The organism is Hymenobacter guriensis (assembly GCF_015773195.1).
GTDB lineage: Bacteria > Bacteroidota > Bacteroidia > Cytophagales > Hymenobacteraceae > Hymenobacter > Hymenobacter guriensis.
On record NZ_JADWYK010000016.1, the window covers coordinates 103911 to 122404 of the forward strand.

An 18494-nucleotide genomic window follows, 5' to 3' on the forward strand; every position below is an offset into this window, starting at 1 on the left:
CCATCGGCAGGGCCGGGGGCAGTGGGGTACCGCCGCCCTGTTCCCGTCTTTCCGTCCCAACGCTACCCTACCGTTTTATGCCCTCCTCCCCTCCCCCACAGCCCGCCCCAACTCAAGTGCCGCCCCGCAGTTTCCGCGACCTGCTGCGGCACGGGCGCTACACCTTCACCGAGCGCGAGCTGATGGAACACCTGCGCATGACCTACCGCACCATCAAGCAGCGCGAGGCCGACCCCTCCACCCTCACCATTGCCGAGCTGCTGCGCGTGGCCGACTTGCTCAATGAGCCCGTGCAGGATATTATCGCCGTGGTCCTAGCCGAGGTGCAGGCCCCTGCGGCGGGCCTACCTGCCGGAACCAGCCGGACGTGAAAAGTGTCAAGTTTTTACATGTAAAAACTTGACACTTTTGCGTACTTTTGCCTTTGTTATTCCTGCTGCCATGACCGGTTCCATTATGCAGCGCGTCCGCCAGCAAGTCCAGGCTTTTGAGCCGGGCGAGCTGCTGACGTATACGGATTTGAGTCCTGACCCGGCTACTTTCGGGGCCGTCGCGGCGGCGCTGAGTCGCCTGAGTCGGGAAGGCGTGGTCAGGCGCTATGCCAAGGGCCAGTACTACCGGCCCAAGACCAGCCGGTTTGGCGCGCTGCAGCCGTCCGAAGGGGCCGTACTGCGGACGCTAACCGCCGGAGAAGGCGTTGTTTCGGCTTATCCGGTGGGCGCCGCCCTCTACAACCAGCTTGGCCTGACCACCCAGGTGCCGGCCGAAGTGGTGGTTGCCTCTCCCAAGCTGCGGCGCAACCGGCCCCCGCGCGTGGCCTTTGTTGTGCGCCCGGCGCCGGAGCAGGCCAGCGACGTGCCGCTGCTGCAGTGGCTGGAAGTGCTGCGCGATTTGCGCCGCATTCCCGATGCCCGGCCCGACGAGGTGTTGGCCCGCGTGCAGCGCTTTGTGAAAGGCCTCTCTCCTGCCCGGCGGCGCCGCCTCGTGGAACTGGCCCTCCGCCAGGCCCCGCCCCGTGCCCGCGCCATACTGGGGGCTGTGCTAGAGCAGCAGGCTGACCCAAAAGGTGCCGCCCGGCTGCGCGCCACGCTTAATCCCCTGACTACTTACCAGCTCGGTCTGAGCGCCGCCGCTTTGCCCAACTGCGCCGCATGGAATATCCGATAAATCCTGGCTGGTATCCAAGGGCACATGCGTGGCGCAGCTTGCCTAAGTGTCTGCCAAGTTCTCGTGCCAAATATTCGTTAATCAAAAATAAAAGCCGAAATTGTCGCTTTAACAGCAAATAATTAACACCATCAGCCTGCGGCAGCTCCTTAATGGAAAAAAATGTACAGTGGCCGTTACTGGTATTTGGCACGTCGGACCCGGCGCTAAACCGCCGGATTCGGCAGGCGCGTCAGCGGGAAGAGCTGCGCGAAGTAGCGCCGCGTATCTACTCGCCGGATTTGAGCACGCCCCCGGCCGTATTGGTGCGCAAGAACTGGCTGCCGATTGTCCAGCATCTTTTTCCGGGGGCCATTATTAGCCACCGCTCCCAGCTCGAAGGCCAGCCCTCCAGCGAGGGACACCTGTTTCTAACGTATAAATACACGCGCAATGTTGAACTGCCTGGCCTGACGGTGCACCTGCTCGAAGGGCCCGGGCCCCAGCCCGGCGACGCCCCCTTTGGGGGAGGCGACATCCTTTTCGCGTCGGAAGCCCGGGGGTTGCTGGAGAACCTGCAGCCGGCCCGCGTCCGCAAGGGGGGCGTCAGCAAGGCCCTGCCCATCGAGACGGTGGAAGAGCGGCTGGAGATGGTGCTGCGCGTGCGGGGCGAAGCCGGGTTGAATGCCCTGCGCGACCAGGCCCGCGACGTGGCCACGGCCCTGAACTGGCCCGATGAGCTGGCCGCGCTGCAGCGCATTGTGGGCGCCCTGCTCACCACCCACTCGATTAAAGTGCTTTCCTCGCCGGTTGCGCGGGCCCGGGCCCTGGGGCTGCCCTTCGATGCCGGCCGGGTGGCCTTGTTTACCACGCTCGCGGGGGCGCTGCGCACCACGGCCCTGCCGGAACGCGTAGACCCGGCTCCTGGGGCCCCGGCGTATTACACGGTGGCGTTTTTCGAGGCGTACTTCTCCAACTTCATTGAGGGCACGGTCTTCCAGGTGGACGAGGCGCACCGGATGGTGGAAACGGGCCAGGCCGTGGGCGGGCGGCACGCCGATTCGCACGACGTGCTGAGCACGTACCAGCTCTGCAGCAACCCGGCCGAGATGCGCGTCGTGCCCCGCTCGGCGGAAGAGCTGCTGGCCCTGCTGCAGCGGCGCCACGGCCAGCTCATGCAGGCGCGGCCCGACAAGCGGCCCGGTCAGTGGAAGGAATACGCCAACCAGGCCGGCCTGACCAACTTCGTGGAGCCCGAGCTGGTGCGCGGCACCCTACACGAGGGCTTTGCCCTGTACCAGGGCCTGACGGACCCGTTGGCCCGGGCCATGTTCATGATGTTTTTAATCAGCGAGGTGCACCCCTTCGACGACGGCAACGGCCGCCTGGCCCGTCTGATGATGAACGCCGAGCTGGTCAGCGCCGGCCAGTGCCGGATTATCGTCACCACCCGGGCCCGGGAAGCCTACCTGGATGCGCTGCGCCGCCTGAGCCGGCAATCGGACTCAAGCCTGTACATCCGCATGCTTAGCGGCGCCCAGCAGTTTGTGGCTGCCCTGCGGGTAGGCACGTACGAAGAGGTAAAGGAGCAGCTGGAAGCGCAGGACGCCTTCACCGAAGTGAGCTCGCAGCTGCGCTGGTAGCTGGCCGCTTGATGGTTCACTCTTCCCCTACCGGCCTTTGGCGGGCGGACCGTGCTGCAGGTAATAGTTAACCGCTTCGTCGACCAGCTCTTTCAAATACACCCGTCGGCTGTGATGCATCAGTTCCTCATGGATGTAAGCAAGGGCCGCCCGTTGGGTTTCCCCTTCCAGGCGAATCAGGGAGGGCTGCAGCCCCGAGGAGCTGCCTTCCACCGGGGCCGTTGCCTGCACCTTCGGCGGGCGGCCCCTCCCCTTCTTGGGTGCCGGGGTTACCGCGACTAGCTGTGGCCGGTCGGCTGGCTGAAGTGCTGGCGTCGGTGCCGCGGGAACTTCAGCTCCGGCGGCTACCGGTGGAACAACTACTGGTGCTGGTGCCGCCACGGGTGCTGGTGCCGCCACGGGTGCTGGGGCTGCGGCCGTGGGCTCCAGGGTAGCTGGGGCGGCCGGCATGTGGCCGGGCTGCCCGCGCAGCATGGACATCTTCTCGTCCGTGGAGATTTTCAGGCGTTGAATCTTGGCCATTACGCTACGAGTTCAGAGGTGAGTTGAGCGCGGGCAATGAGTTCGTCGCACAGGGCGCGTACTTCCGCTTCCACGGAAGCATCGGCCCCCACCGCCCGGCGGTAGGCGGGGTTGAGGTAGCTGTAGCGGGTGGACAGGCGCTTGTAGCAGCCGAGCTGGCGCAGCGACGCCAGCAGGCGTGGGAGGCCCAGGGCGTCGGTGAATTCGTCCATGTCCTTTTCCTCTTTCAGGTTGGTACGATGCGAGTGCACGCCGAAGAACTGGAAGTCCAGCCCTTGCTCCCGCGAGAGCCGGGAAATCTCCTGCAGCAGCTGCATAAAGGAAATCGTGGCCAGGCGCTCGGCGTCGGAGGCACCCACTGGCACGAGCACCACGTTGGCGCCGCTGAGCACGTCAATCATGGCCGTGTCATCCGAGCGGCCGGGCACGTCGATGAACACCACGTCGTAGTCGTCGCTGACTTCATCAAGCCGGTCGTACACCTGGCCCATGCCCACGGACTCCAGCGCGTAGGGAAAGGCCGGCTCGGCGAGCGTGCCGGCCAGGCGCTCCTGCTCCACGCTGGGCTGGTCGTTGGTGAGGCGCACCCCGGCCAGGGTTTGCTGGGAGTCGGCATCGACCACGAGTACGCGGTAGCCATAGTCGGCCGAGAGCGCGCCGGCCAGTACGGTGATGAGGGTGCTCTTACCAATGCCACCCTTCTGGTTGGCAACGCAGATGATTTTCATAGAACGAGGGAACTAACGGGTAAAGCCGCAACGGGCGCTGGCTGGTTGCAAAATAAGCAGCTTATTTCTCAGTTTTCAAACTTACTTGTAAACTTGTTTTTTTGTTTCCTAGAAAATAAAGCAATCATGTTACGAGAAAATAAGATGCTTGATTTCTTGGATTACTTATTTCTTAAAAAACATAAAACAAAGGAAACAAAAATCATTGTTTACCAACTTCTCAGTAAACATTTATCAAAAGCTCTTAAGAAACTTATTTCCTAAAATCCTAAGAAACAAACCCGAATACGGGTCGTAAAGCGGCAGGGATGCAAGGTTAGAGTTTCTATTTTCCTTGTTTCCTAGGAAATAATAAAAAGGCGTCATCACCTTCCGACTGGGCATTGCTGGTGCGGCGGTGCATACCGAACAAGCAGCAGACTTAACCTCTCACCAGAAGAACAGCGTGCTCCAACCCAAAGCAGAATCTCCACGGGCTACCGGGGGAGGCAGCGATATCCGCAACCGACCTAGTCAGCTCGCCCCTAGTCTCGGAAATGTCAATAGAGAAGGTAGCAGGGTAGTTAGCAAGAAGACTACCCTTTAATTGCGCTAACGCGCTGATTAAAGGGTATTTATTTATCAACAGAGTTGATAAAGCATAAAATGAGACTCTAAAGTCTTAACAGACAGCAGCTAGTAGTTAAAAATCGACTATGCAGGACCAGAAATCATCATCGTTGACCCCGCCAAGCACGGGCCCGGCCTTGAAGCACCTTACGGTCAGCGGCCCGGCGCACCGACTGGTAGGAGCGGAGTCGGCCCGGCTGGGCCTGACCCGCACGGAATACGCCGACGCGGCCATTCGCTACTTCGCAGAAAGGAGCCTGAACCCGGTGGAAGCCCAGGCCCGGGAAGGGCAGCTCATCATGGCAGAAGTAAAGCGGCTGGGCGACCGGGTGTTCTCTTACCTACAGGAGCAGGAGCGGGGCTTGCTGCTGGAAATGGTGCGCTCCCAGCTGAGCCAGCAGGCCGTGCAGGAGCAAACGTTGCGGGTGGTAGAGAATTTATTGGCCCCGGAAGGGGGGGAGGCCCTGCATAAAATCCAGCGCAAAAATCAGGAGCGTATTGCGGAAGCAACGGCCGCCGGGTTGGCGGCCCTGAACATTAAGGCGCTGAATAAACAGCCTGGTAACGGGAAATAATACCATGCACGCCAAGCTAATTAACCCCAAAGCCAACGGCAAGAAAGCCTATAATAACCAGGGCAGTGCGGCGCAGGCCTTGAATTACCTGACCCACGAGGCCCGGCAAAACGGCCAGGAAGCGCAGTTCTTTGACGGGCAGCGGGAGGCACTGGACCGGGAATCCGTAATGGGGGCGCTCGATAACAACGTGAAGGGGCTGCGGGCCAACGAGGCCAAGTTCTATTCCCTAGTGTTGAGTCCCAGCCCGGAAGAGCTGGCGCACATCGGGGGCGGTGATGAAGCGAAGCTGCGCGCCTACACCCGGGAGGTGATGGCGGCCTACGCGGCGGGCTTTCGTCTGAAAGACGGCGGGGCGGTGGGGAAGGATGACCTGGTGTGGGGCGCCATCATTCACCAGGAGCGCACCCACCGTGGCACCGACCCAGCCGTGAAAGAAGGGGAAGCCAGAGCGGGCCAGCCGCGCCCCGGCCTGCAGGCTCATATCCACGTGGTGGTCTCGGCCCGAGACCGGAATCAGCGCGTAACGCTCAACCCCGGCGGGCGCGTGAGCCGGTTCAGTCTGCGCGACTGGCAGGACGAGGCCCGGGTGCAATTCGAGCGCCAGTTTCAGTACCAGGGCCCGGCCCCAAAACGAAAGCAGGCCCCCACCGTTTCTGCGCTTAACCCGAAACGCAACGCGCGGATTGCGGAGCGCGTCGAGCAAATAAACCGGCAGGCGGACCCGAGCCAGCGCTTGGAGGCGGAGCGGGTGCAGCGCATCGCGCAGGCCCGGGGCTACGACCCCATTTTCTACGACCGGCTGCGGCGGCTGGAAGACCGGGCCCGGCAGGGGCAGCCGCTGGACAACGCCTACCACCTGCTGGCCACGGGGCGCGAGGAGCCGGCCCGCGCCAATACCGGGCACCAGGTGCGGCAGGCCCTGCACAGCCTTCAGCAAGTCGTGCGCGCCAACAGAGGCCCCGAGCAAGTGATAACCGAGGATATAGGCGAGCCGCGCCGGCGCGGACAATGGGAAGCCGAGCTGTGATTCAATCAAACCCTACCCTTTAGATAAACTCTGCATGAGCATGATGAGCGCCCCCCGGCAGCCGGGCAACCAACGCCTGACCGGCTTCTACGTCGGCCTAACCTTCCTCCTGATGGTGCTGGCCGGCGGCGAGTACTACTTGCTGACCCACCCGGACCTGATGGCGGGGGCCGCGTCCGCTGCGGGCCCGAAAGCGGGCTTGGGCACCTCAATCACCACCCGTCTGCTGGCCGGTCTGGGAAGCTTCTACCAGCGCTATGGCCTGCTGGTTCGCGGCGCGGTGCTGGTGGGAGGGGGGCTGCTGGCCGTGCTGCTGAAAATGCCCCCCGCCCGGCCCGGGCAGCGGCGCTGGCAGCCCACGCAGCTACAGCTGCGGCGCGTGCAGTTGGCGACCGCGGGGGTGGGCTCACTCAGCGGGACGCTGCTGCTGGCCCTGGCCCCGTTTTCGGCGGGCATCATTGCCTGGCTCTACCCCACGGCCGCCGGGCTGGTTCTGGGCGCGGGCCTGGTTGCGGGTGTGGTGCGGGCCCTGCACAAGACCGAGCGGTTTGGCCTGCGCACCGAGCGCCAGCAGCAGCAGTCGGAGCACGGCTTCAGCTTGGCCACGACCGACGGGGGCTGGATTAACATTCCCAACCCGTTTCGGGGCACGCTGGTGCTGGGCGGCGCCGGAGCGGGCAAGTCCTATTCCATCGGGGAGCCTTTGATTGAGCAGTTCACCGAGAAAGGCTTTGCTGGCCTCATCTACGACTTTAAGTTTCCTGTGCTGGCCGAAGCCGCGCAGAAAGCCTTTGTGCTGGCCGATGCCAAAGCCCGGGCGGCCGGGCGGGAGCCCGCTCAAGTGCAGCTGCACATCATCAACTTTAAAGACCTGGAACGCAGCGAGCGAGTGAATCCGCTGCGGGCCGACAAGATGCCGGTGGTGGCGTACGCCAACGAGTACGCCCGCGCCATCATGGCCAACCTGAACCCGGAGAGCATCAAGAAAATGGACTTCTTCGACACCAGCGCCAACGCTTTTCTGACGGCCATCATCTGGTTCTATAAGAAAAACTTCCCTACGTTCTGTACCCTGCCCCACGTGGTGAACACGGCCCTGCACCCGGACTTTACCCACGTGCTGAGCATGCTCGACTCGGACCCCGAGTGCGGGGACATGGTACGCTCCATCACCACGGCCGTCAAGCAGCGGGCCGAGAAACAAGTAGCCGGCGTCATAGCCTCGCTGCAGATTGTGCTCACCCGCATCAACTCGCCGGAAATTGCCTGGGTGCTCACGCCGGACGAGGCAAGAGGGGAGGTGTTCAGCCTGGAGCTGAACGACAAGAAAGCTCCCAAGGTGCTGGTCGTGGGCAACGACCCCACGCTCAAGGAAACCTTCTCCCCGGTCATCAGCTGCATCGTGGCCGTGGCCCTGAAGCTGATGAACCAGCAGCACAAGCACCCGAGTTACGTGTTCCTTGACGAGGCGGCCACCATCTACGTGCCCAACCTGGAGGTGATACCGGCCACGGCGCGCAGCAACAAGGTGGCCATGATTTACATGACCCAGGACCTGAGCCAGATGATTGACGCCTACGGCCGGGAGAAGATGCAGGTGATGGTGAGCAACCTCAACAACCAGTTTTTCGGCAAAGTCAACTCGCTCGAAACGGCCAAGTTCGTATCGGAGCTGGTGGGGAAGGAAGACCGGGAGATGGTATCGGCCAGCCTGGGCCGCAGCCAGAGCGGCGGCGCCCGCGGCGCGGGCAGCAGCAGTAACCAGAGCGTGAGCTGGCAGGAACGCAACCTCGTGCGCCTGCAGGATACCATAACCCTGGAGACGGGAGAATTTATCGGCCAGACCGTGGAAACGGAGCAACCCTTTTTCCAGGGGAAAGTGGCGCGTCAGGCCACGCCAGGCAATTACCCGCTGCACCCACTGGCCACGTTCGAAGGCGGGCCGGCGCCAGTGTTGGAAGCGGCGCCGGCAGGGGAGGAGCCGAGCCGGGACTGGCTGAGCCAACGCCGGGCGGCGCGACAGGCGGGTAGTCAGCCCACGGCGGAGCCGGTCGGTGCGCTTCAGGCTGTCATTCAGGCCAATTTTGCCTTGATTCGGGAGGATGTGGCCGGCATTGTTGGGCAGTACGCCAACACCCTCAAGCCGGGACAAATGCCGGACAATGAGCCCACGCTTTAGGGGCATTTGAGGCACCTTCAATACCAGTTTTTTGTTAACTAAATGCCTCTAGTTCCTCCCATTTACGTATTTTGCATGATGGAAACGCCCGCCTATCCGACCCCGCAGTTTGGCCCCCGCGAGCAGACCCGCGAGCAGCGGCAGTTCATCATCAGCCAGTCGCTAGGCATCACCCGCAGCCAGGGTCCCTACGAAGTGCCGGAGTGGCAGGCCGCGCTGCACGAGCAGTACATAGATGGCCTCGTTGACCTGGACTACGTGGGGGCGCGCCATGACGAATACCGCGCTCAGCTCATTGCGAGCCAGGCGTCTGCTGCCGTTGCAAGCAAATAATCCTCTTTCGTGACACCTCAGCCCGGCCACCTGCGCCGCGCGGTATTGCCCCGGCGTTTTACGGTTACCGAGCGCCGGGCACTGCACGTTTATGACTGACCGCTTCACCAATCCGGAAACCGGCGTTTTCTACAACCGGCTCGGCATTACTGATGCTGACGAGCTGGACCGGGAAACCAAGCGCCTTTCCTTGCGCCGGCTCTCGGAGCTGGCCGCCGGCCGCGGCCCGCAAGGCGACAGCTTCGATGCCGCGCGGCTGCGCGCGACGCACCAGTACCTGTTCCAGGATACGTTTGAGTGGGCCGGCCAGACCCGCCGGGAGGGTGCTTTTCAAGGGGTCAAGGCGGCCGATTTGCCGGGCATGGAGCGGCCCATGCACTTCGCCCCCTACGAGCGCATCGACGAGCGCCTCAACGCGCTGGGCGAGCAGCTCAAGCAGGAAAACAACCTCACGGGCTTGCCCACCACGGCCGCGTTTGCCGAGCGGGCGGCCTACTACTTTGACCATTACAACCACGTGCACGCTTTTCGCGAGGGCAACGGGCGCACGCTGCAGGCCGCTTTCAGTGAGTTGGCGCAGCAGGCGGGCTACCGGGTTGACTTTGCCCGGGAGCACGAAAAGCTCAACCCCGCACGGGACCAGGGCATCGTTAGCCTGCACGGGGCCCCGCATCGGGAGAAGGATTTGCAGGCCCTGCGCGACTTGTTTACCCGCAACACCACGCCGCTGCCCGGACCGGAAGCCGAGGCGGCCCGCCATCCTAGCCAGGCCCGGGCCTTGGCAGATGGACCCATACCTGCGGTCCGGCAGATAGAGCAGCTCCGTGAGCTGGTGGCCGCCACCCCGGCCCTGCAGCAGCTGGTGGCTGGCGTGGACTACCGCCGCAACCAGCGCGCCGACGCCTTATTGAGCCAGGTGCTCGACATCGACCGCAACCCGCAGACGGGCGTGGCCCAGCACGGAGTTGAACTGCGGCAACTGCTGCAGGAGGCGGCGCAGGACAAACGCTTCCAGGACCCGCAGTCGCAGCGGGAGGCGGCCCGTTTCGGGGCCGCGCTGGCAGTTCTGCAGCCCCCGGAGCCAACGAAAGCAATGGAGACCCCGCCGGCTTTGTCTGCCACTGCATCACCGCCCGCGGGGACGGCCGCGTTCGTGCAAGCCGCCAAGCAGTTGGTCGAGGGATTGGAGGAACAGGGCTACCCTGGGCCGGCTGATTCCTTGTTAAGGGCAGCCAAGGCCGTGGAGAAATCCTCTTACTTGGGCGGCGCCAATTTGCAGGCGGTGAGCGAAGCTTTGACTAGGGCCGAGAAAATACCCGCACTGTCCGACGACGCAGCCGCATTGCGCGGTGCCGGGCGCAGTTTGCAGCAAGCACAGCGGAGTATTGCCCCACCGACGCCGGGCCGGGAGAACGATGGCCCTGAACGCTAAACACCCACCATTCCCATACTCAACCTTACGTCCCGTTCATGAATTTATACATCGAAGCCGAGTACGAAGCAGCCAGCTGGGAACTGGAGCAGCTACTGGACCAGTGGCCGCAGCAAGCAGAGCGTACGCTCACGCTATTGGCCGCTATTGAGGAATTCTTTCGGCAAGGCGCTTGCCACTGGCCTGCGCCGGCAACCCCGAGCCTGCCCGAAGGTCCGATTGAGGAAGCGCGTCGCGCTAGGTCATGGGCCCACCGCGAAAATCCCGCACTGGCCCGGCAATACCTGCTTAACCTAACCCAAGCCAAGGATGCCTTAGCCGCCCGGGAAAATCGGGAGCGTAAAGAGTAGCCCACAATAGACCCCAGCTAACTGCTACCTTGCAGCAGATGAAGGACGATGAACTCCAGTTTCTGCAGGAGCAGCTTGAGGCAACCGAATTGCTTCCCTGCGCCACCTGCCAGCAGGAAACACTACACGCCCATATGGAGGTGCTGGAGCGGTACGCGTACGCCACGGAGTTACTGATGGAATGCACTGCCTGTGGCACTCGTCGCACGTGGATGCAACTGCACGAGACGCGCCCATAGCATAAGCAACAGGGCATTCGCAAGCACACCACTCTTTGCCAACTTTCCTGGCAAGAGTGCCCTTACGTTGGTACTAGCTGCGAGGCCAGAAGAGAATGACGCTCACCCCGACCATGACGATGAGCCCTCCAATCAGGTCAAGCCGGTCCGGTTTGAAACCGTCGAAGTACCCGGCCCAGGCGATGGACATGACGATGAAAATGGCGCCGTACACGGCGTAGGTTTTGCCAAACGAGGTGACCTGCCAGGTGGCGACGATGCCATAAAACACCAGCATGACAGCGCCCACAATGCCCCACCACAGTGGCTTGCCCGAGCGCAGCCATTGCCACATGAGGTAGCCCCCGCCGATTTCAAATAGGCCCGCCAGCACAAATAGCCCCAGAGCTTTGAATATAGCCATCATAAAAGGTGAAAAGGTGAAGCTAATGAATGCGTAAGGTACGGACTTGTTATTTTAGCTTTTGCTTAAATACGAAAGCATTAACTTTGGTAAAATTTAAACCATGACTTCAACTTCTTGCATTCGGGTATTCGCCGACACCGAGCACATTGACCAGAGCAAGCGCCGCTTGGCTGCTGCCGAGCCAGGACTGCAGTCACTGGCGGCCGTGTTAGCGCTGGCTGGCAACGAGGTGCGCCTGAAAATGCTGTTTCTGCTACTGGACAAGCAGCAGCTGTGCGTGTGCGACCTGGCCGACGTGTTGCAGATGAACGTGTCGGCCATCTCCCAGCACCTACGCAAGCTCAAGGACGGCGGGGTCATTCAGGCCCGCAAAGTCGGGCAAACGGTATTCTACTCGCTGTCGGCGACGCATCTGTCCGTGCTGCAACCCCTGCTGACCCCGACATTCGCCTCCCTTCTTCTCACGCCCACTCGATGAACCTCACGCCTGCTACTCCTGCCAAGTCCCTGGCCGGCACGGGCCTTCTGGCCGCCCTCGCGGCTTCGCTGTGCTGCATCACCCCGCTGCTGGCCATTGTGGGCGGGCTGGGGGGCGTGGCCAGCACGTTTGCCTGGCTGGAGCCGCTGCGCCCCTATCTCATCGCCCTGACCGTTGGCGTGCTGGGCTTTGCCTGGTATCAGCAGCTGCGGCCCCGGGCCGCGGCGGCCGACGACTGCGGCTGCGCCGTGCCGGCCAAACTCCCGCTGATGCAGTCGCGGGGCTTTCTGGCGACCATCACCGTGCTGGCCGGGCTGTTGCTGGCCTTTCCCTACTACGGGGCGCGGTTGTATCCCACGGCCGCTCCCAAACCAGTGGTCGCCACGTCGGCCACCCCGGTGTGGCAAACCAGCTCCTACCGCATCGGCGGCATGACCTGCGAAGCCTGCGCCCGCCACGTCGAGCACGACGTGCAGCAGTTGCCGGGGGTGCAAAGCGTGCAGGTCTCCTACGACCAGGGCACGGCACAAATTCGATTTAATGCCGCCGTGACGCCCGTGGCCCAGGTCGAGGCAGCCATCAACGGCACCGGCTATTCCGTGCTGAACCCTTCTACTACCCGCTAATAGCCATTCCCATGATTCCCCTGACGCCTACCGTTCCCGCGCCCGCCGTGACGCTGACTTCCGTGCTCGCCTGCCCGGTGTGCCAGCACGCACAGGCTGAGCAGATGCCGACCGACGCCTGCCAGTGGTTTTACGAATGCACCAGTTGCCACACGGTGCTCAAGCCCCTGGCCGGCGACTGCTGCGTGTACTGCTCGTACGGCACGGTACCCTGTCCGCCCATTCAGGAGCAGGGCAAAGGCGCCTGCGGCTGCTGCTAAGTACCTTTCGTTCTTTCCTCACCTTTTTACTTCCCCGATTCATGAAAAACCTCCTGCTTGCCCTGACCCTGTTGGCCACCATCGGCAGCGTGTCGGCCAACGACGGCAAACCCGGCAAAAAGAACAAGAAAGCCACCAAGGAAGCCGCGATGCAGTGCTCCAAGGACGAGAAGCCCGGCGCCAGCTGCTGCGCCAAGAAAACCGCTACGGCCGCCGTGGTGACGCCCGCCGCTACGGAAGCCGTCAAGAAGTAACTCCTCCAGCTGGCCACAAACCAGCAACTGCTTTCCTTGCATAGAAAACGCCCGGCTTTCAAAGCCGGGCGTTTTTCTTGTTATCCGGGTGGAGCAGCCCAAATCCTTGCATTAGGCCGACGTGGCCACGCTCTTGCCCCCGTACCAGCGCCGCCGAAACCAGAAGGCCACGTTCACCAGCGCAATCAGCGCCGGTACTTCAATCAGCGGCCCAATCACGCCGGCAAACGCCTGCCCCGAGTTGAGCCCGAACACCCCAATGGCCACGGCAATGGCCAGCTCGAAGTTGTTGCCCGTCGCGGTAAAGGCAATGCTGGCATTCTCCGCATAATCCGCCCCCAGCCACTTGCCCGCCGCGAAGCTGAGCACGAACATGATGCTGAAGTACAGGGCCAGCGGCAGGGCAATGCGCAGCACGTCCAGCGGCACCTGCACGATGGTTTCGCCTTTCAAGCTAAACATGACCACAATGGTGAGCAGCAGGGCCACCAGCGTAACGGGGCTAATGGCGGGAATAAACACCTGCTCATACCACTCGTTGCCCTTGAGCCGGCGTAGGATGGTGCGCGACAGGAAGCCGGCCGCGAAGGGAATGCCCAGGTAGATGAGCACGCTCTGCGCAATGTCCCAGATGCCGATGTTGACCTCATAGCCTTTCAGGCCAAAGTAGGGCGGCAGCACGGAGATGAACAGCCAGGCCAGCACCGAGTAAAACAGCACCTGAAAAATGGAATTCAGCGCCACCAGTCCGGCCGCGTACTCGCGGGAGCCGTCGGCCAGGTCGTTCCACACCAGCACCATGGCGATGCAGCGGGCAATGCCAATGAGAATCAGGCCCATCATGTACTCGGGCTTGTCGGGCAAGAGCCAGATGGCGAGGAAGAACATGAGCAACGGCCCGAGTATCCAGTTCAAAAACAGGGACAGCCCGATGATGCGCGTGTTTTTAAAGACGGTGGGCAGCTGTTCGTATTTGACTTTGGCCAAGGGCGGGTACATCATCAGTATCAGGCCGATGGCCAGCGGCACGTTCACCGTGCCCACCGAGAAGTAGTTTACCGCATCGTTCATGCCCGGCACGAAGTGACCCAGGGCCACGCCCAGCGCCATGGCCAGGAATATCCACAGGGTCAGCCCCCGGTCGAGGCCCGAGAGTTTCTTTTCCGCCAGCGCGGCCGGCGCCGGCGCGGCGGGTATTGATTGATTCACAGTCAACATAAAAAGCAAGTAGAATTAAGCGACGCCGACGGTCTGGCTGCGCCGTTCCATCTGCACCGTGTTGCGCCACACGCCGTGGTGCTGGCCGATTCGCTCGCGGTGCCCAATGATGCGGAAACCCACTTGGGTGTGCAGGCCGATGCTGGCCGTGTTTTCTTCAAACGTGCCCGCCTGCAGCGTCCAGATGCCGTGGGCTTCCGAGTCCGCAATCAGGGCCTGCAGCAGCTGCCGGCCTACGCCCTGGCCCCGCGCTTCCGCTCCGATGTAGACACTGATTTCGGCCACGCCGCCGTACACGCAGCGGCTCGACACCGGCGAGAGCGCCGTCCAGCCCCGCACCGTGCCGGCCTCGTCCACCGCCACCAGCCGGCTATGGCCCAGGTGGGCTTGGTCCCAGGCTTCCCAGGCCGGCGCCTGTGTTTCAAAGGTGGCATTGCCGGTAGCAATACCGGCTTCGTAAATGGCCTTTACCACCGGCCAGTGCGCTTCTATCATTGGAACAATCGTCATGGCAGAAACGGGTTAATAAGCCTTGCGGAGCATGTCGGCGTACTCATTCGGCAGCGGCGAGGCCTCCACCGCTTGCGCGGCTTTCTCCACGTCGTATTCCACTCGCACCAGTTCCGAACGCACGCTGTTGGGGTCCGTCAGCGTAGTGTTCTCATCCAGATGCACCAGTTGGTAGGCGGCGCGCGGGTCCCCATCCTTGGGCTTGCCCACCGAGCCGATGTTCAGCGCGTGCCGGTAGCGGGTTTCGCCTTCGTGCTCGTAGGCAAACGTGCGATGATACGGCTTGTGCGTGTGCCCAAACAGCATAATGTCGGCGTTGGCATCCTGCAGCACCCGTAGAAAGCTGGCCTCCGGCCGGTCCTCAAACAGGTACTCGTTGATTTTGCGCGGCGAGCCGTGCACCATCAGCAGATTCAGCGTGCAGGGCTCCTCCTGAAATTCCAGCCGCATGTGCTTGGGCAGGTGGCGCAGGTAGCGCCGCTCCTCGTCCTTCACCACCTGGTTGGTGTAGGCAATGCTCTGCGCGCCCAATCCCTTTTCCACGTCCGTCTTATAGGCGCAGCCGCAATTCTCACTCGCCAGCCCGATGCCCTGGTCGTAGTTGCCGGCCAGCGTCGGGATGCCCCGCCGCCGCACCTCGTTCACCACTTCGTTGGGCCAGGGCGCGTAGCCCACCAGGTCGCCCAAGCAGAAAATCATGTCCGGCCGGCGCTGCTCCATATCGGCCAGCACCGCTTCCAGCGCCGGCAGGTTGCCGTGCACGTCCGAGAAAAAGGCAATTGTCATTTGTCAGAGAAAGAGGGGAGAAGTAAAACGGCGCAACCCCTGAGAGCCGTGCCGTTGGTTACCTTAGCAGCACCCGCCGCCCGGCGTGCAGCACGAAGCCGCTTGCAGCTGCGGCAGCCCCACCAGCTGGTGGCTCGGAATGCCGCAGGCATCCTGCGCCAAGCAGGCCGTCTGCTTTTGCGTCAGCACGAAGTCGTCGCCCTCCTGCGTCAGGCCAAACTTGCCGATGGTGTCCTGCTGGTATTCCACCTCGATGTCCAAATCCTCACTGCCCAGAATCTTTTCCGACAGGTTAAGGATGTGCAGAAATTTCTGCGGGGCCAGCCGGTGGTCGTAGTCGCCGGCCTCCCACAGCTGGAAGTTGGCCAGCGTTTCCTTGCGCTCCACGCCACCGCAGTCAATGAAGTGCTTCGTCACCAATCCTACTTCGGTCACGTGGAAGTGGGCCGGCAGATACTCGCCCGAAGGCAACCGAAAGTTCACCGCGTCGAGCCCCGCCAGGGACTGCTTCATTTCAGAGATTTTCATGGTGGAAGGGGTAAAGGGTGAATAGTAAGATTAGCAACCGCAGGCCTCGTCCGGCCCACAAGCGGCACCGGCCGTAGCCTCAATGAAAAAGGCCGTGAATTGCTGGTACACCTGCTGCAGCAGCGCGGTATTGAGGCAGTAGCACACCGTCAGCCCGTCAATTTCCCCGCGTATCAAATCCAGCGCCTTCAGTTCCTGAAGGTGCTGAAACACCGTGGTGCGCGAAAGCGGCAGCTCAGCCGCAATATCCCCGGAAATGCAGGTCTGCTTGCTGGCCAGCAGCTGAATGATGGCCACCCGCGCCGGGTGCGCCAGGGCCTTGGCCACGCGGGCCAAGTGCTGTTGCTCTTCGGTAAAGGCGGCGGTTTTGGCGTGCGTCATGAGAAGGTTGTTAAACTATGTCGCAAATATACGGCATAATACGTCGTAAGTTTGCGACATAGATACTTTTTCTCTATGGCCGTTCCTTCTGTGCTATGAAAAGCTGCCTGCTTTTCCTGCTTTCGTTGCTCTGCGGCGTACCGCTGTTCGCGCAGCCGACGGCGCCGGTGCCATTCACCGGCGCCACCCCCGGCTTCCACCAAACGCACACCGGGCAGATACTCTTCAGTCCCACCGCTGCTCCCGTCAATGGCTACCCGGGCGCGGGATACATCGGCTTAAGCACCTACCCCCTAAGTCCCCAAAGCGGGCTGTATTTCACCGCTTTTCTCGGCTCGTCCCTTACCCAGGCTCTGCACCGCCTAGCACCCCACTTACCCCAGCAGGAGTTGTCCCGAACTGGCACCTATCAGTTTAGCTTCTACGTCGACAAGCAGTTAATATACCTCGCCAACCTTCCGGCCGGGGCCGTCGACCGAACTAGTAAGAACACTGGAACGGTACTGCACCAAGCTCTGCTCAATGATGGCCGCCCGGCCAGCGGGTGGGGACCGGCACTCTGGTACCGGTTCCTGGCCAACGGCGGCGAAAAAGCCTTAGCCCAAGGTCAGCACCTGCTGCGGATAGAAATCCGGCCCTACTTCCAGAACCCCGCGCTTCGTGACGCGCCCGTGCTTGCCGCCGGGCAGGTGGCGCTCAACGTAACCCAACCGCTTGTTATCAGGAGCCCGGCGCGGTAAGTTTCAAGGCCCAGAAAAAGAGCCGGGAGCTTATGCCGCGCCCTGCGTATGCAGGGGTCGGTTTCCAACGTGCATCCATGAGCTACTTGCAAGTCATTCGGCACATCGAGCAAGCCTTGAACAGCTACGGGGACCCGGTACGGTTCACCCCAACCGGCCGGAAGTTGCTGAACGCCGCCGGTACGCTGATGGCCGTGGAAGTAATGCGGGTTGATATTTTAGCGCGGAACGAGTGCTTCGCTCTGCCCCCGCCCGTGCCCGCTTATGCCCGAAACCGGCCGGGCAGGTATGCGGTGAACATAGTGCACATCCCGCCGGTGCTGGCCGAGGCGTATTCCGCCAGCCGCCGCTACACGGATGCGGAGCTGGAAGCCATGATTCGAACCAGCACCTCCCTGTTTTCCTGCTACCTGCTCGCCTGAGCTTGATAGATGCTTGGTCAAACCCACGAAAAAGGCCGGTCCCCAGATACAGGAACCGGCCAACTTGTAAGCACGACGTGCTTACTTCTTCGCGCAGCAGGCGGGCACACCCGCCAGGGTGCAAGCGGCGGTGCCTTTAGCGGGGCAGTTTTTCACCAGGGGGCACTCGGGGGTGCCTTTCAAGGGGCAGTCCGCTGTTTTGGTCGGGCTGGTAAAGCCAAATAAGGCTCCGCCGGCCAGCAGGACCGCGGAGGTGAGCATCAACACTTTCTGTTTCATACAACAAAGGGTTTGAGAAGGCCCGCCGGTTGCGGCAGTCGGGCCGATGAGCAAGCGCAGGCCGTACCCTGCGGCAATAAGAAGGCTAGGCCGCCTGACCGATGCCGGCGGCTTCCAGCGCTTCTTTGGTGATGCCCCCGGTTTGGCAGCACGCCAGCAATGCGCCGTTCACCGCCACGGCGGGCAGGGTTTGCACGCCCAGCAGTCGCGCCCGGCGCAGGGCGGGGTTACCCGCTTCGGTTTCCGTTAGGTTATGCGTGATGATGTCACAGCTGCTGCAGGCAGTGCTTTTGACCAGTTCCACCACGGGGTTGCACAAGGGGCAGCCGGCGGTGAATACTTCGATGATGCGTTTCATAGGAAAGGGGTTAGCGAAAACAGTGAGACAAAGCTCCGCTCACCCCCCGGGTGTCCGTCAAGACTTATTTTCATCTTTTTTCTCCAGGCTCGCATTGTGCTGCGCCAGCCGCCCGCCAATCTCGCGCAGCTCCTGCATTTTCTGCGTCAGCTCGCATTCGCTCAGGCTCGGAAACTGCTGCCGCAGCTCCTCGATGCGCCCCGCGTCCTGGCAGTCACCGGGGCAGGCCCCCACCACGTCGACAATTTGCAGGGCCAGCCCTTTGCGAAATACCTCGTACAGCAGCAGGTGCTCGGCGCTGCTCAGGCCGTTGGTCACGGCCTTGAACTGCACCAGCACCTGGTCGGGCTCGATGTTTTCCGCGTCCAGCATCTTGCCGATGCCCTGCAGCTGGCCGGCCAGCATATTAAGGCGGCTTTTCAGGTCGCGGGTGAGGTCTTTCGGGAGCATGGGCTATGGTTT

At 62.2% G+C, this 18494-nt stretch carries 27 protein-coding genes; 16 read left to right on the top strand and 11 right to left on the bottom strand.

The features are described from left to right. The first annotated feature begins 77 nt into the window (after nucleotides 1–77). From I5L79_RS19905 to I5L79_RS19915, 3 genes are all read left to right on the top strand, one after another. Nucleotides 78–371: a hypothetical protein gene (locus I5L79_RS19905; RefSeq protein ID WP_196956834.1), complete on the top strand. Its 294-nt coding sequence runs from the start codon at nucleotides 78–80 to the stop codon at nucleotides 369–371. Nucleotides 372–441: 70 nt separating this feature from the next. Continuing rightward, the gene (locus tag I5L79_RS19910) at nucleotides 442–1167 is read left to right on the top strand and encodes a DUF6088 family protein (RefSeq protein ID WP_196956835.1); all 726 of its coding nucleotides are present in this window, start codon (nucleotides 442–444) and stop codon (nucleotides 1165–1167) included. Between the two features lie 152 nt (nucleotides 1168–1319). Then, the gene (locus I5L79_RS19915) at nucleotides 1320–2789 is read left to right on the top strand and encodes a Fic family protein (RefSeq protein WP_196956836.1); all 1470 of its coding nucleotides are present in this window, start codon (nucleotides 1320–1322) and stop codon (nucleotides 2787–2789) included. 27 nt (nucleotides 2790–2816) lie between these two features. On the opposite strand, the gene I5L79_RS19920 is transcribed toward I5L79_RS19915, so the two are convergent. Continuing rightward, nucleotides 2817–3311: a hypothetical protein gene (locus I5L79_RS19920; protein WP_196956837.1), complete on the bottom strand. Its 495-nt coding sequence runs from the start codon at nucleotides 3309–3311 to the stop codon at nucleotides 2817–2819. After that, nucleotides 3311–4039, bottom strand: coding sequence for a ParA family protein (locus I5L79_RS19925; RefSeq protein WP_196956838.1), 729 nt, complete (start codon nucleotides 4037–4039; stop codon nucleotides 3311–3313). The genes I5L79_RS19920 and I5L79_RS19925 overlap by 1 nt, the downstream gene beginning before the upstream one ends. Before the next feature lie 746 nt (nucleotides 4040–4785). On the opposite strand from I5L79_RS19925, the gene I5L79_RS19930 reads away from it, so the two are divergent. From I5L79_RS19930 to I5L79_RS19960, 7 genes are all read left to right on the top strand, one after another. Beyond that, nucleotides 4786–5223: a hypothetical protein gene (locus I5L79_RS19930; RefSeq protein WP_196956839.1), complete on the top strand. Its 438-nt coding sequence runs from the start codon at nucleotides 4786–4788 to the stop codon at nucleotides 5221–5223. Nucleotides 5224–5227: 4 nt separating this feature from the next. Further along, nucleotides 5228–6253 (top strand): DUF5712 family protein, encoded by a 1026-nt coding sequence (locus I5L79_RS19935; RefSeq protein WP_196956840.1) that lies wholly within the window; start codon nucleotides 5228–5230, stop codon nucleotides 6251–6253. Nucleotides 6254–6287: 34 nt separating this feature from the next. Next, complete coding sequence (locus I5L79_RS19940; RefSeq protein ID WP_231403229.1) at nucleotides 6288–8432, top strand: TraM recognition domain-containing protein; 2145 nt, start codon at nucleotides 6288–6290, stop codon at nucleotides 8430–8432. Between the two features lie 75 nt (nucleotides 8433–8507). Further along, nucleotides 8508–8765 carry a hypothetical protein gene (locus I5L79_RS19945; RefSeq protein ID WP_196956842.1) on the top strand — a complete coding sequence of 86 codons (258 nt, stop codon included), beginning with the start codon at nucleotides 8508–8510 and terminating at the stop codon, nucleotides 8763–8765. Nucleotides 8766–8856: 91 nt separating this feature from the next. Then, complete coding sequence (locus tag I5L79_RS19950) at nucleotides 8857–10197, top strand: Fic/DOC family protein (RefSeq protein WP_196956843.1); 1341 nt, start codon at nucleotides 8857–8859, stop codon at nucleotides 10195–10197. 38 nt (nucleotides 10198–10235) lie between these two features. Beyond that, nucleotides 10236–10547: a hypothetical protein gene (locus tag I5L79_RS19955; RefSeq protein ID WP_196956844.1), complete on the top strand. Its 312-nt coding sequence runs from the start codon at nucleotides 10236–10238 to the stop codon at nucleotides 10545–10547. Between the two features lie 38 nt (nucleotides 10548–10585). Continuing rightward, complete coding sequence (locus I5L79_RS19960; protein ID WP_196956845.1) at nucleotides 10586–10786, top strand: hypothetical protein; 201 nt, start codon at nucleotides 10586–10588, stop codon at nucleotides 10784–10786. Between the two features lie 73 nt (nucleotides 10787–10859). Here I5L79_RS19960 and I5L79_RS19965 read toward each other — a convergent pair whose 3' ends face one another. Next, on the bottom strand, nucleotides 10860–11192 hold the full coding sequence (locus tag I5L79_RS19965) for a YnfA family protein (RefSeq protein ID WP_196956846.1): 333 nt from the start codon (nucleotides 11190–11192) through the stop codon (nucleotides 10860–10862). A 100-nt stretch (nucleotides 11193–11292) separates the two neighbouring features. Between I5L79_RS19965 and I5L79_RS19970 the strand changes: the two genes are divergently transcribed. The 4 genes from I5L79_RS19970 to I5L79_RS19985 are packed head-to-tail and all read left to right on the top strand — an operon-like array spanning nucleotide 11293 to nucleotide 12810. Continuing rightward, nucleotides 11293–11670 (top strand): ArsR/SmtB family transcription factor, encoded by a 378-nt coding sequence (locus tag I5L79_RS19970; protein WP_196956847.1) that lies wholly within the window; start codon nucleotides 11293–11295, stop codon nucleotides 11668–11670. Then, nucleotides 11667–12296 (top strand): mercuric transport protein MerTP, encoded by a 630-nt coding sequence (merTP, locus tag I5L79_RS19975; RefSeq protein ID WP_196956848.1) that lies wholly within the window; start codon nucleotides 11667–11669, stop codon nucleotides 12294–12296. Before I5L79_RS19970 ends, merTP begins: the two co-directional genes overlap by 4 nt. An 11-nt stretch (nucleotides 12297–12307) precedes the next feature. Next, a complete protein-coding gene (locus I5L79_RS19980; RefSeq protein ID WP_196956849.1) occupies nucleotides 12308–12556 on the top strand; it encodes a GDCCVxC domain-containing (seleno)protein in 249 nt (82 codons plus the stop codon). Nucleotides 12557–12597: 41 nt separating this feature from the next. Next, entirely contained in the window at nucleotides 12598–12810 is a 213-nt protein-coding gene (locus I5L79_RS19985; protein ID WP_196956850.1) for a hypothetical protein, read from the top strand. Nucleotides 12811–12921: 111 nt separating this feature from the next. On the opposite strand, the gene arsB is transcribed toward I5L79_RS19985, so the two are convergent. The 5 genes from arsB to I5L79_RS20010 all read right to left on the bottom strand — a co-directional run bounded on the left by arsB (nucleotide 12922) and on the right by I5L79_RS20010 (nucleotide 16233). Further along, complete coding sequence (arsB, locus tag I5L79_RS19990; RefSeq protein WP_196956851.1) at nucleotides 12922–14028, bottom strand: ACR3 family arsenite efflux transporter; 1107 nt, start codon at nucleotides 14026–14028, stop codon at nucleotides 12922–12924. Between the two features lie 15 nt (nucleotides 14029–14043). After that, entirely contained in the window at nucleotides 14044–14538 is a 495-nt protein-coding gene (locus tag I5L79_RS19995; protein WP_196956852.1) for a GNAT family N-acetyltransferase, read from the bottom strand. Between the two features lie 12 nt (nucleotides 14539–14550). Then, complete coding sequence (locus tag I5L79_RS20000; protein WP_196956853.1) at nucleotides 14551–15324, bottom strand: metallophosphoesterase family protein; 774 nt, start codon at nucleotides 15322–15324, stop codon at nucleotides 14551–14553. Between the two features lie 63 nt (nucleotides 15325–15387). Beyond that, the gene (locus tag I5L79_RS20005) at nucleotides 15388–15852 is read right to left on the bottom strand and encodes a DUF6428 family protein (RefSeq protein WP_196956854.1); all 465 of its coding nucleotides are present in this window, start codon (nucleotides 15850–15852) and stop codon (nucleotides 15388–15390) included. A gap of 30 nt (nucleotides 15853–15882) precedes the next feature. Beyond that, nucleotides 15883–16233, bottom strand: coding sequence for an ArsR/SmtB family transcription factor (locus I5L79_RS20010; RefSeq protein WP_196956855.1), 351 nt, complete (start codon nucleotides 16231–16233; stop codon nucleotides 15883–15885). 95 nt (nucleotides 16234–16328) lie between these two features. On the opposite strand from I5L79_RS20010, the gene I5L79_RS20015 reads away from it, so the two are divergent. Together I5L79_RS20015 and I5L79_RS20020 are read left to right on the top strand one after the other, a co-directional pair. Continuing rightward, a complete protein-coding gene (locus tag I5L79_RS20015) occupies nucleotides 16329–16973 on the top strand; it encodes a hypothetical protein (protein WP_196956856.1) in 645 nt (214 codons plus the stop codon). 77 nt (nucleotides 16974–17050) lie between these two features. Further along, nucleotides 17051–17395: a hypothetical protein gene (locus I5L79_RS20020; protein WP_196956857.1), complete on the top strand. Its 345-nt coding sequence runs from the start codon at nucleotides 17051–17053 to the stop codon at nucleotides 17393–17395. A gap of 81 nt (nucleotides 17396–17476) precedes the next feature. Here the strand turns inward: I5L79_RS20020 and I5L79_RS20025 are convergent, their stop codons facing one another. The 3 genes from I5L79_RS20025 to I5L79_RS20035 form a co-directional block, all read right to left on the bottom strand. Then, complete coding sequence (locus tag I5L79_RS20025; RefSeq protein WP_196956858.1) at nucleotides 17477–17674, bottom strand: hypothetical protein; 198 nt, start codon at nucleotides 17672–17674, stop codon at nucleotides 17477–17479. Nucleotides 17675–17759: 85 nt separating this feature from the next. Further along, nucleotides 17760–18032: a glutaredoxin gene (locus tag I5L79_RS20030; protein WP_196956859.1), complete on the bottom strand. Its 273-nt coding sequence runs from the start codon at nucleotides 18030–18032 to the stop codon at nucleotides 17760–17762. A gap of 57 nt (nucleotides 18033–18089) precedes the next feature. After that, on the bottom strand, nucleotides 18090–18482 hold the full coding sequence (locus tag I5L79_RS20035; RefSeq protein WP_196956860.1) for a metal-sensing transcriptional repressor: 393 nt from the start codon (nucleotides 18480–18482) through the stop codon (nucleotides 18090–18092). Nucleotides 18483–18494 lie beyond the last annotated feature (12 nt).

Coding starts and splice junctions, on each gene's coding strand:
- I5L79_RS19970 (WP_196956847.1), top strand. CDS start 11,293: ATGACTTCAACTTCTTGCATTCGGGTATTCGCCGACACCGAGCACATT.
- I5L79_RS19915 (WP_196956836.1), top strand. CDS start 1,320: ATGGAAAAAAATGTACAGTGGCCGTTACTGGTATTTGGCACGTCGGAC.
- I5L79_RS19985 (WP_196956850.1), top strand. CDS start 12,598: ATGAAAAACCTCCTGCTTGCCCTGACCCTGTTGGCCACCATCGGCAGC.
- I5L79_RS19925 (WP_196956838.1), bottom strand. CDS start 4,039: ATGAAAATCATCTGCGTTGCCAACCAGAAGGGTGGCATTGGTAAGAGC.
- I5L79_RS20035 (WP_196956860.1), bottom strand. CDS start 18,482: ATGCTCCCGAAAGACCTCACCCGCGACCTGAAAAGCCGCCTTAATATG.
- I5L79_RS19995 (WP_196956852.1), bottom strand. CDS start 14,538: ATGACGATTGTTCCAATGATAGAAGCGCACTGGCCGGTGGTAAAGGCC.
- I5L79_RS20020 (WP_196956857.1), top strand. CDS start 17,051: ATGAGCTACTTGCAAGTCATTCGGCACATCGAGCAAGCCTTGAACAGC.
- I5L79_RS20000 (WP_196956853.1), bottom strand. CDS start 15,324: ATGACAATTGCCTTTTTCTCGGACGTGCACGGCAACCTGCCGGCGCTG.
- I5L79_RS20005 (WP_196956854.1), bottom strand. CDS start 15,852: ATGAAAATCTCTGAAATGAAGCAGTCCCTGGCGGGGCTCGACGCGGTG.
- I5L79_RS19905 (WP_196956834.1), top strand. CDS start 78: ATGCCCTCCTCCCCTCCCCCACAGCCCGCCCCAACTCAAGTGCCGCCC.
- I5L79_RS19935 (WP_196956840.1), top strand. CDS start 5,228: ATGCACGCCAAGCTAATTAACCCCAAAGCCAACGGCAAGAAAGCCTAT.
- I5L79_RS19955 (WP_196956844.1), top strand. CDS start 10,236: ATGAATTTATACATCGAAGCCGAGTACGAAGCAGCCAGCTGGGAACTG.
- I5L79_RS20015 (WP_196956856.1), top strand. CDS start 16,329: ATGAAAAGCTGCCTGCTTTTCCTGCTTTCGTTGCTCTGCGGCGTACCG.
- I5L79_RS19940 (WP_231403229.1), top strand. CDS start 6,288: ATGAGCATGATGAGCGCCCCCCGGCAGCCGGGCAACCAACGCCTGACC.
- I5L79_RS19965 (WP_196956846.1), bottom strand. CDS start 11,192: ATGATGGCTATATTCAAAGCTCTGGGGCTATTTGTGCTGGCGGGCCTA.
- I5L79_RS19950 (WP_196956843.1), top strand. CDS start 8,857: ATGACTGACCGCTTCACCAATCCGGAAACCGGCGTTTTCTACAACCGG.
- arsB (WP_196956851.1), bottom strand. CDS start 14,028: ATGTTGACTGTGAATCAATCAATACCCGCCGCGCCGGCGCCGGCCGCG.
- I5L79_RS20025 (WP_196956858.1), bottom strand. CDS start 17,674: ATGAAACAGAAAGTGTTGATGCTCACCTCCGCGGTCCTGCTGGCCGGC.
- I5L79_RS20010 (WP_196956855.1), bottom strand. CDS start 16,233: ATGACGCACGCCAAAACCGCCGCCTTTACCGAAGAGCAACAGCACTTG.
- I5L79_RS19920 (WP_196956837.1), bottom strand. CDS start 3,311: ATGGCCAAGATTCAACGCCTGAAAATCTCCACGGACGAGAAGATGTCC.
- merTP (WP_196956848.1), top strand. CDS start 11,667: ATGAACCTCACGCCTGCTACTCCTGCCAAGTCCCTGGCCGGCACGGGC.
- I5L79_RS19980 (WP_196956849.1), top strand. CDS start 12,308: ATGATTCCCCTGACGCCTACCGTTCCCGCGCCCGCCGTGACGCTGACT.
- I5L79_RS19910 (WP_196956835.1), top strand. CDS start 442: ATGACCGGTTCCATTATGCAGCGCGTCCGCCAGCAAGTCCAGGCTTTT.
- I5L79_RS20030 (WP_196956859.1), bottom strand. CDS start 18,032: ATGAAACGCATCATCGAAGTATTCACCGCCGGCTGCCCCTTGTGCAAC.
- I5L79_RS19960 (WP_196956845.1), top strand. CDS start 10,586: ATGAAGGACGATGAACTCCAGTTTCTGCAGGAGCAGCTTGAGGCAACC.
- I5L79_RS19945 (WP_196956842.1), top strand. CDS start 8,508: ATGATGGAAACGCCCGCCTATCCGACCCCGCAGTTTGGCCCCCGCGAG.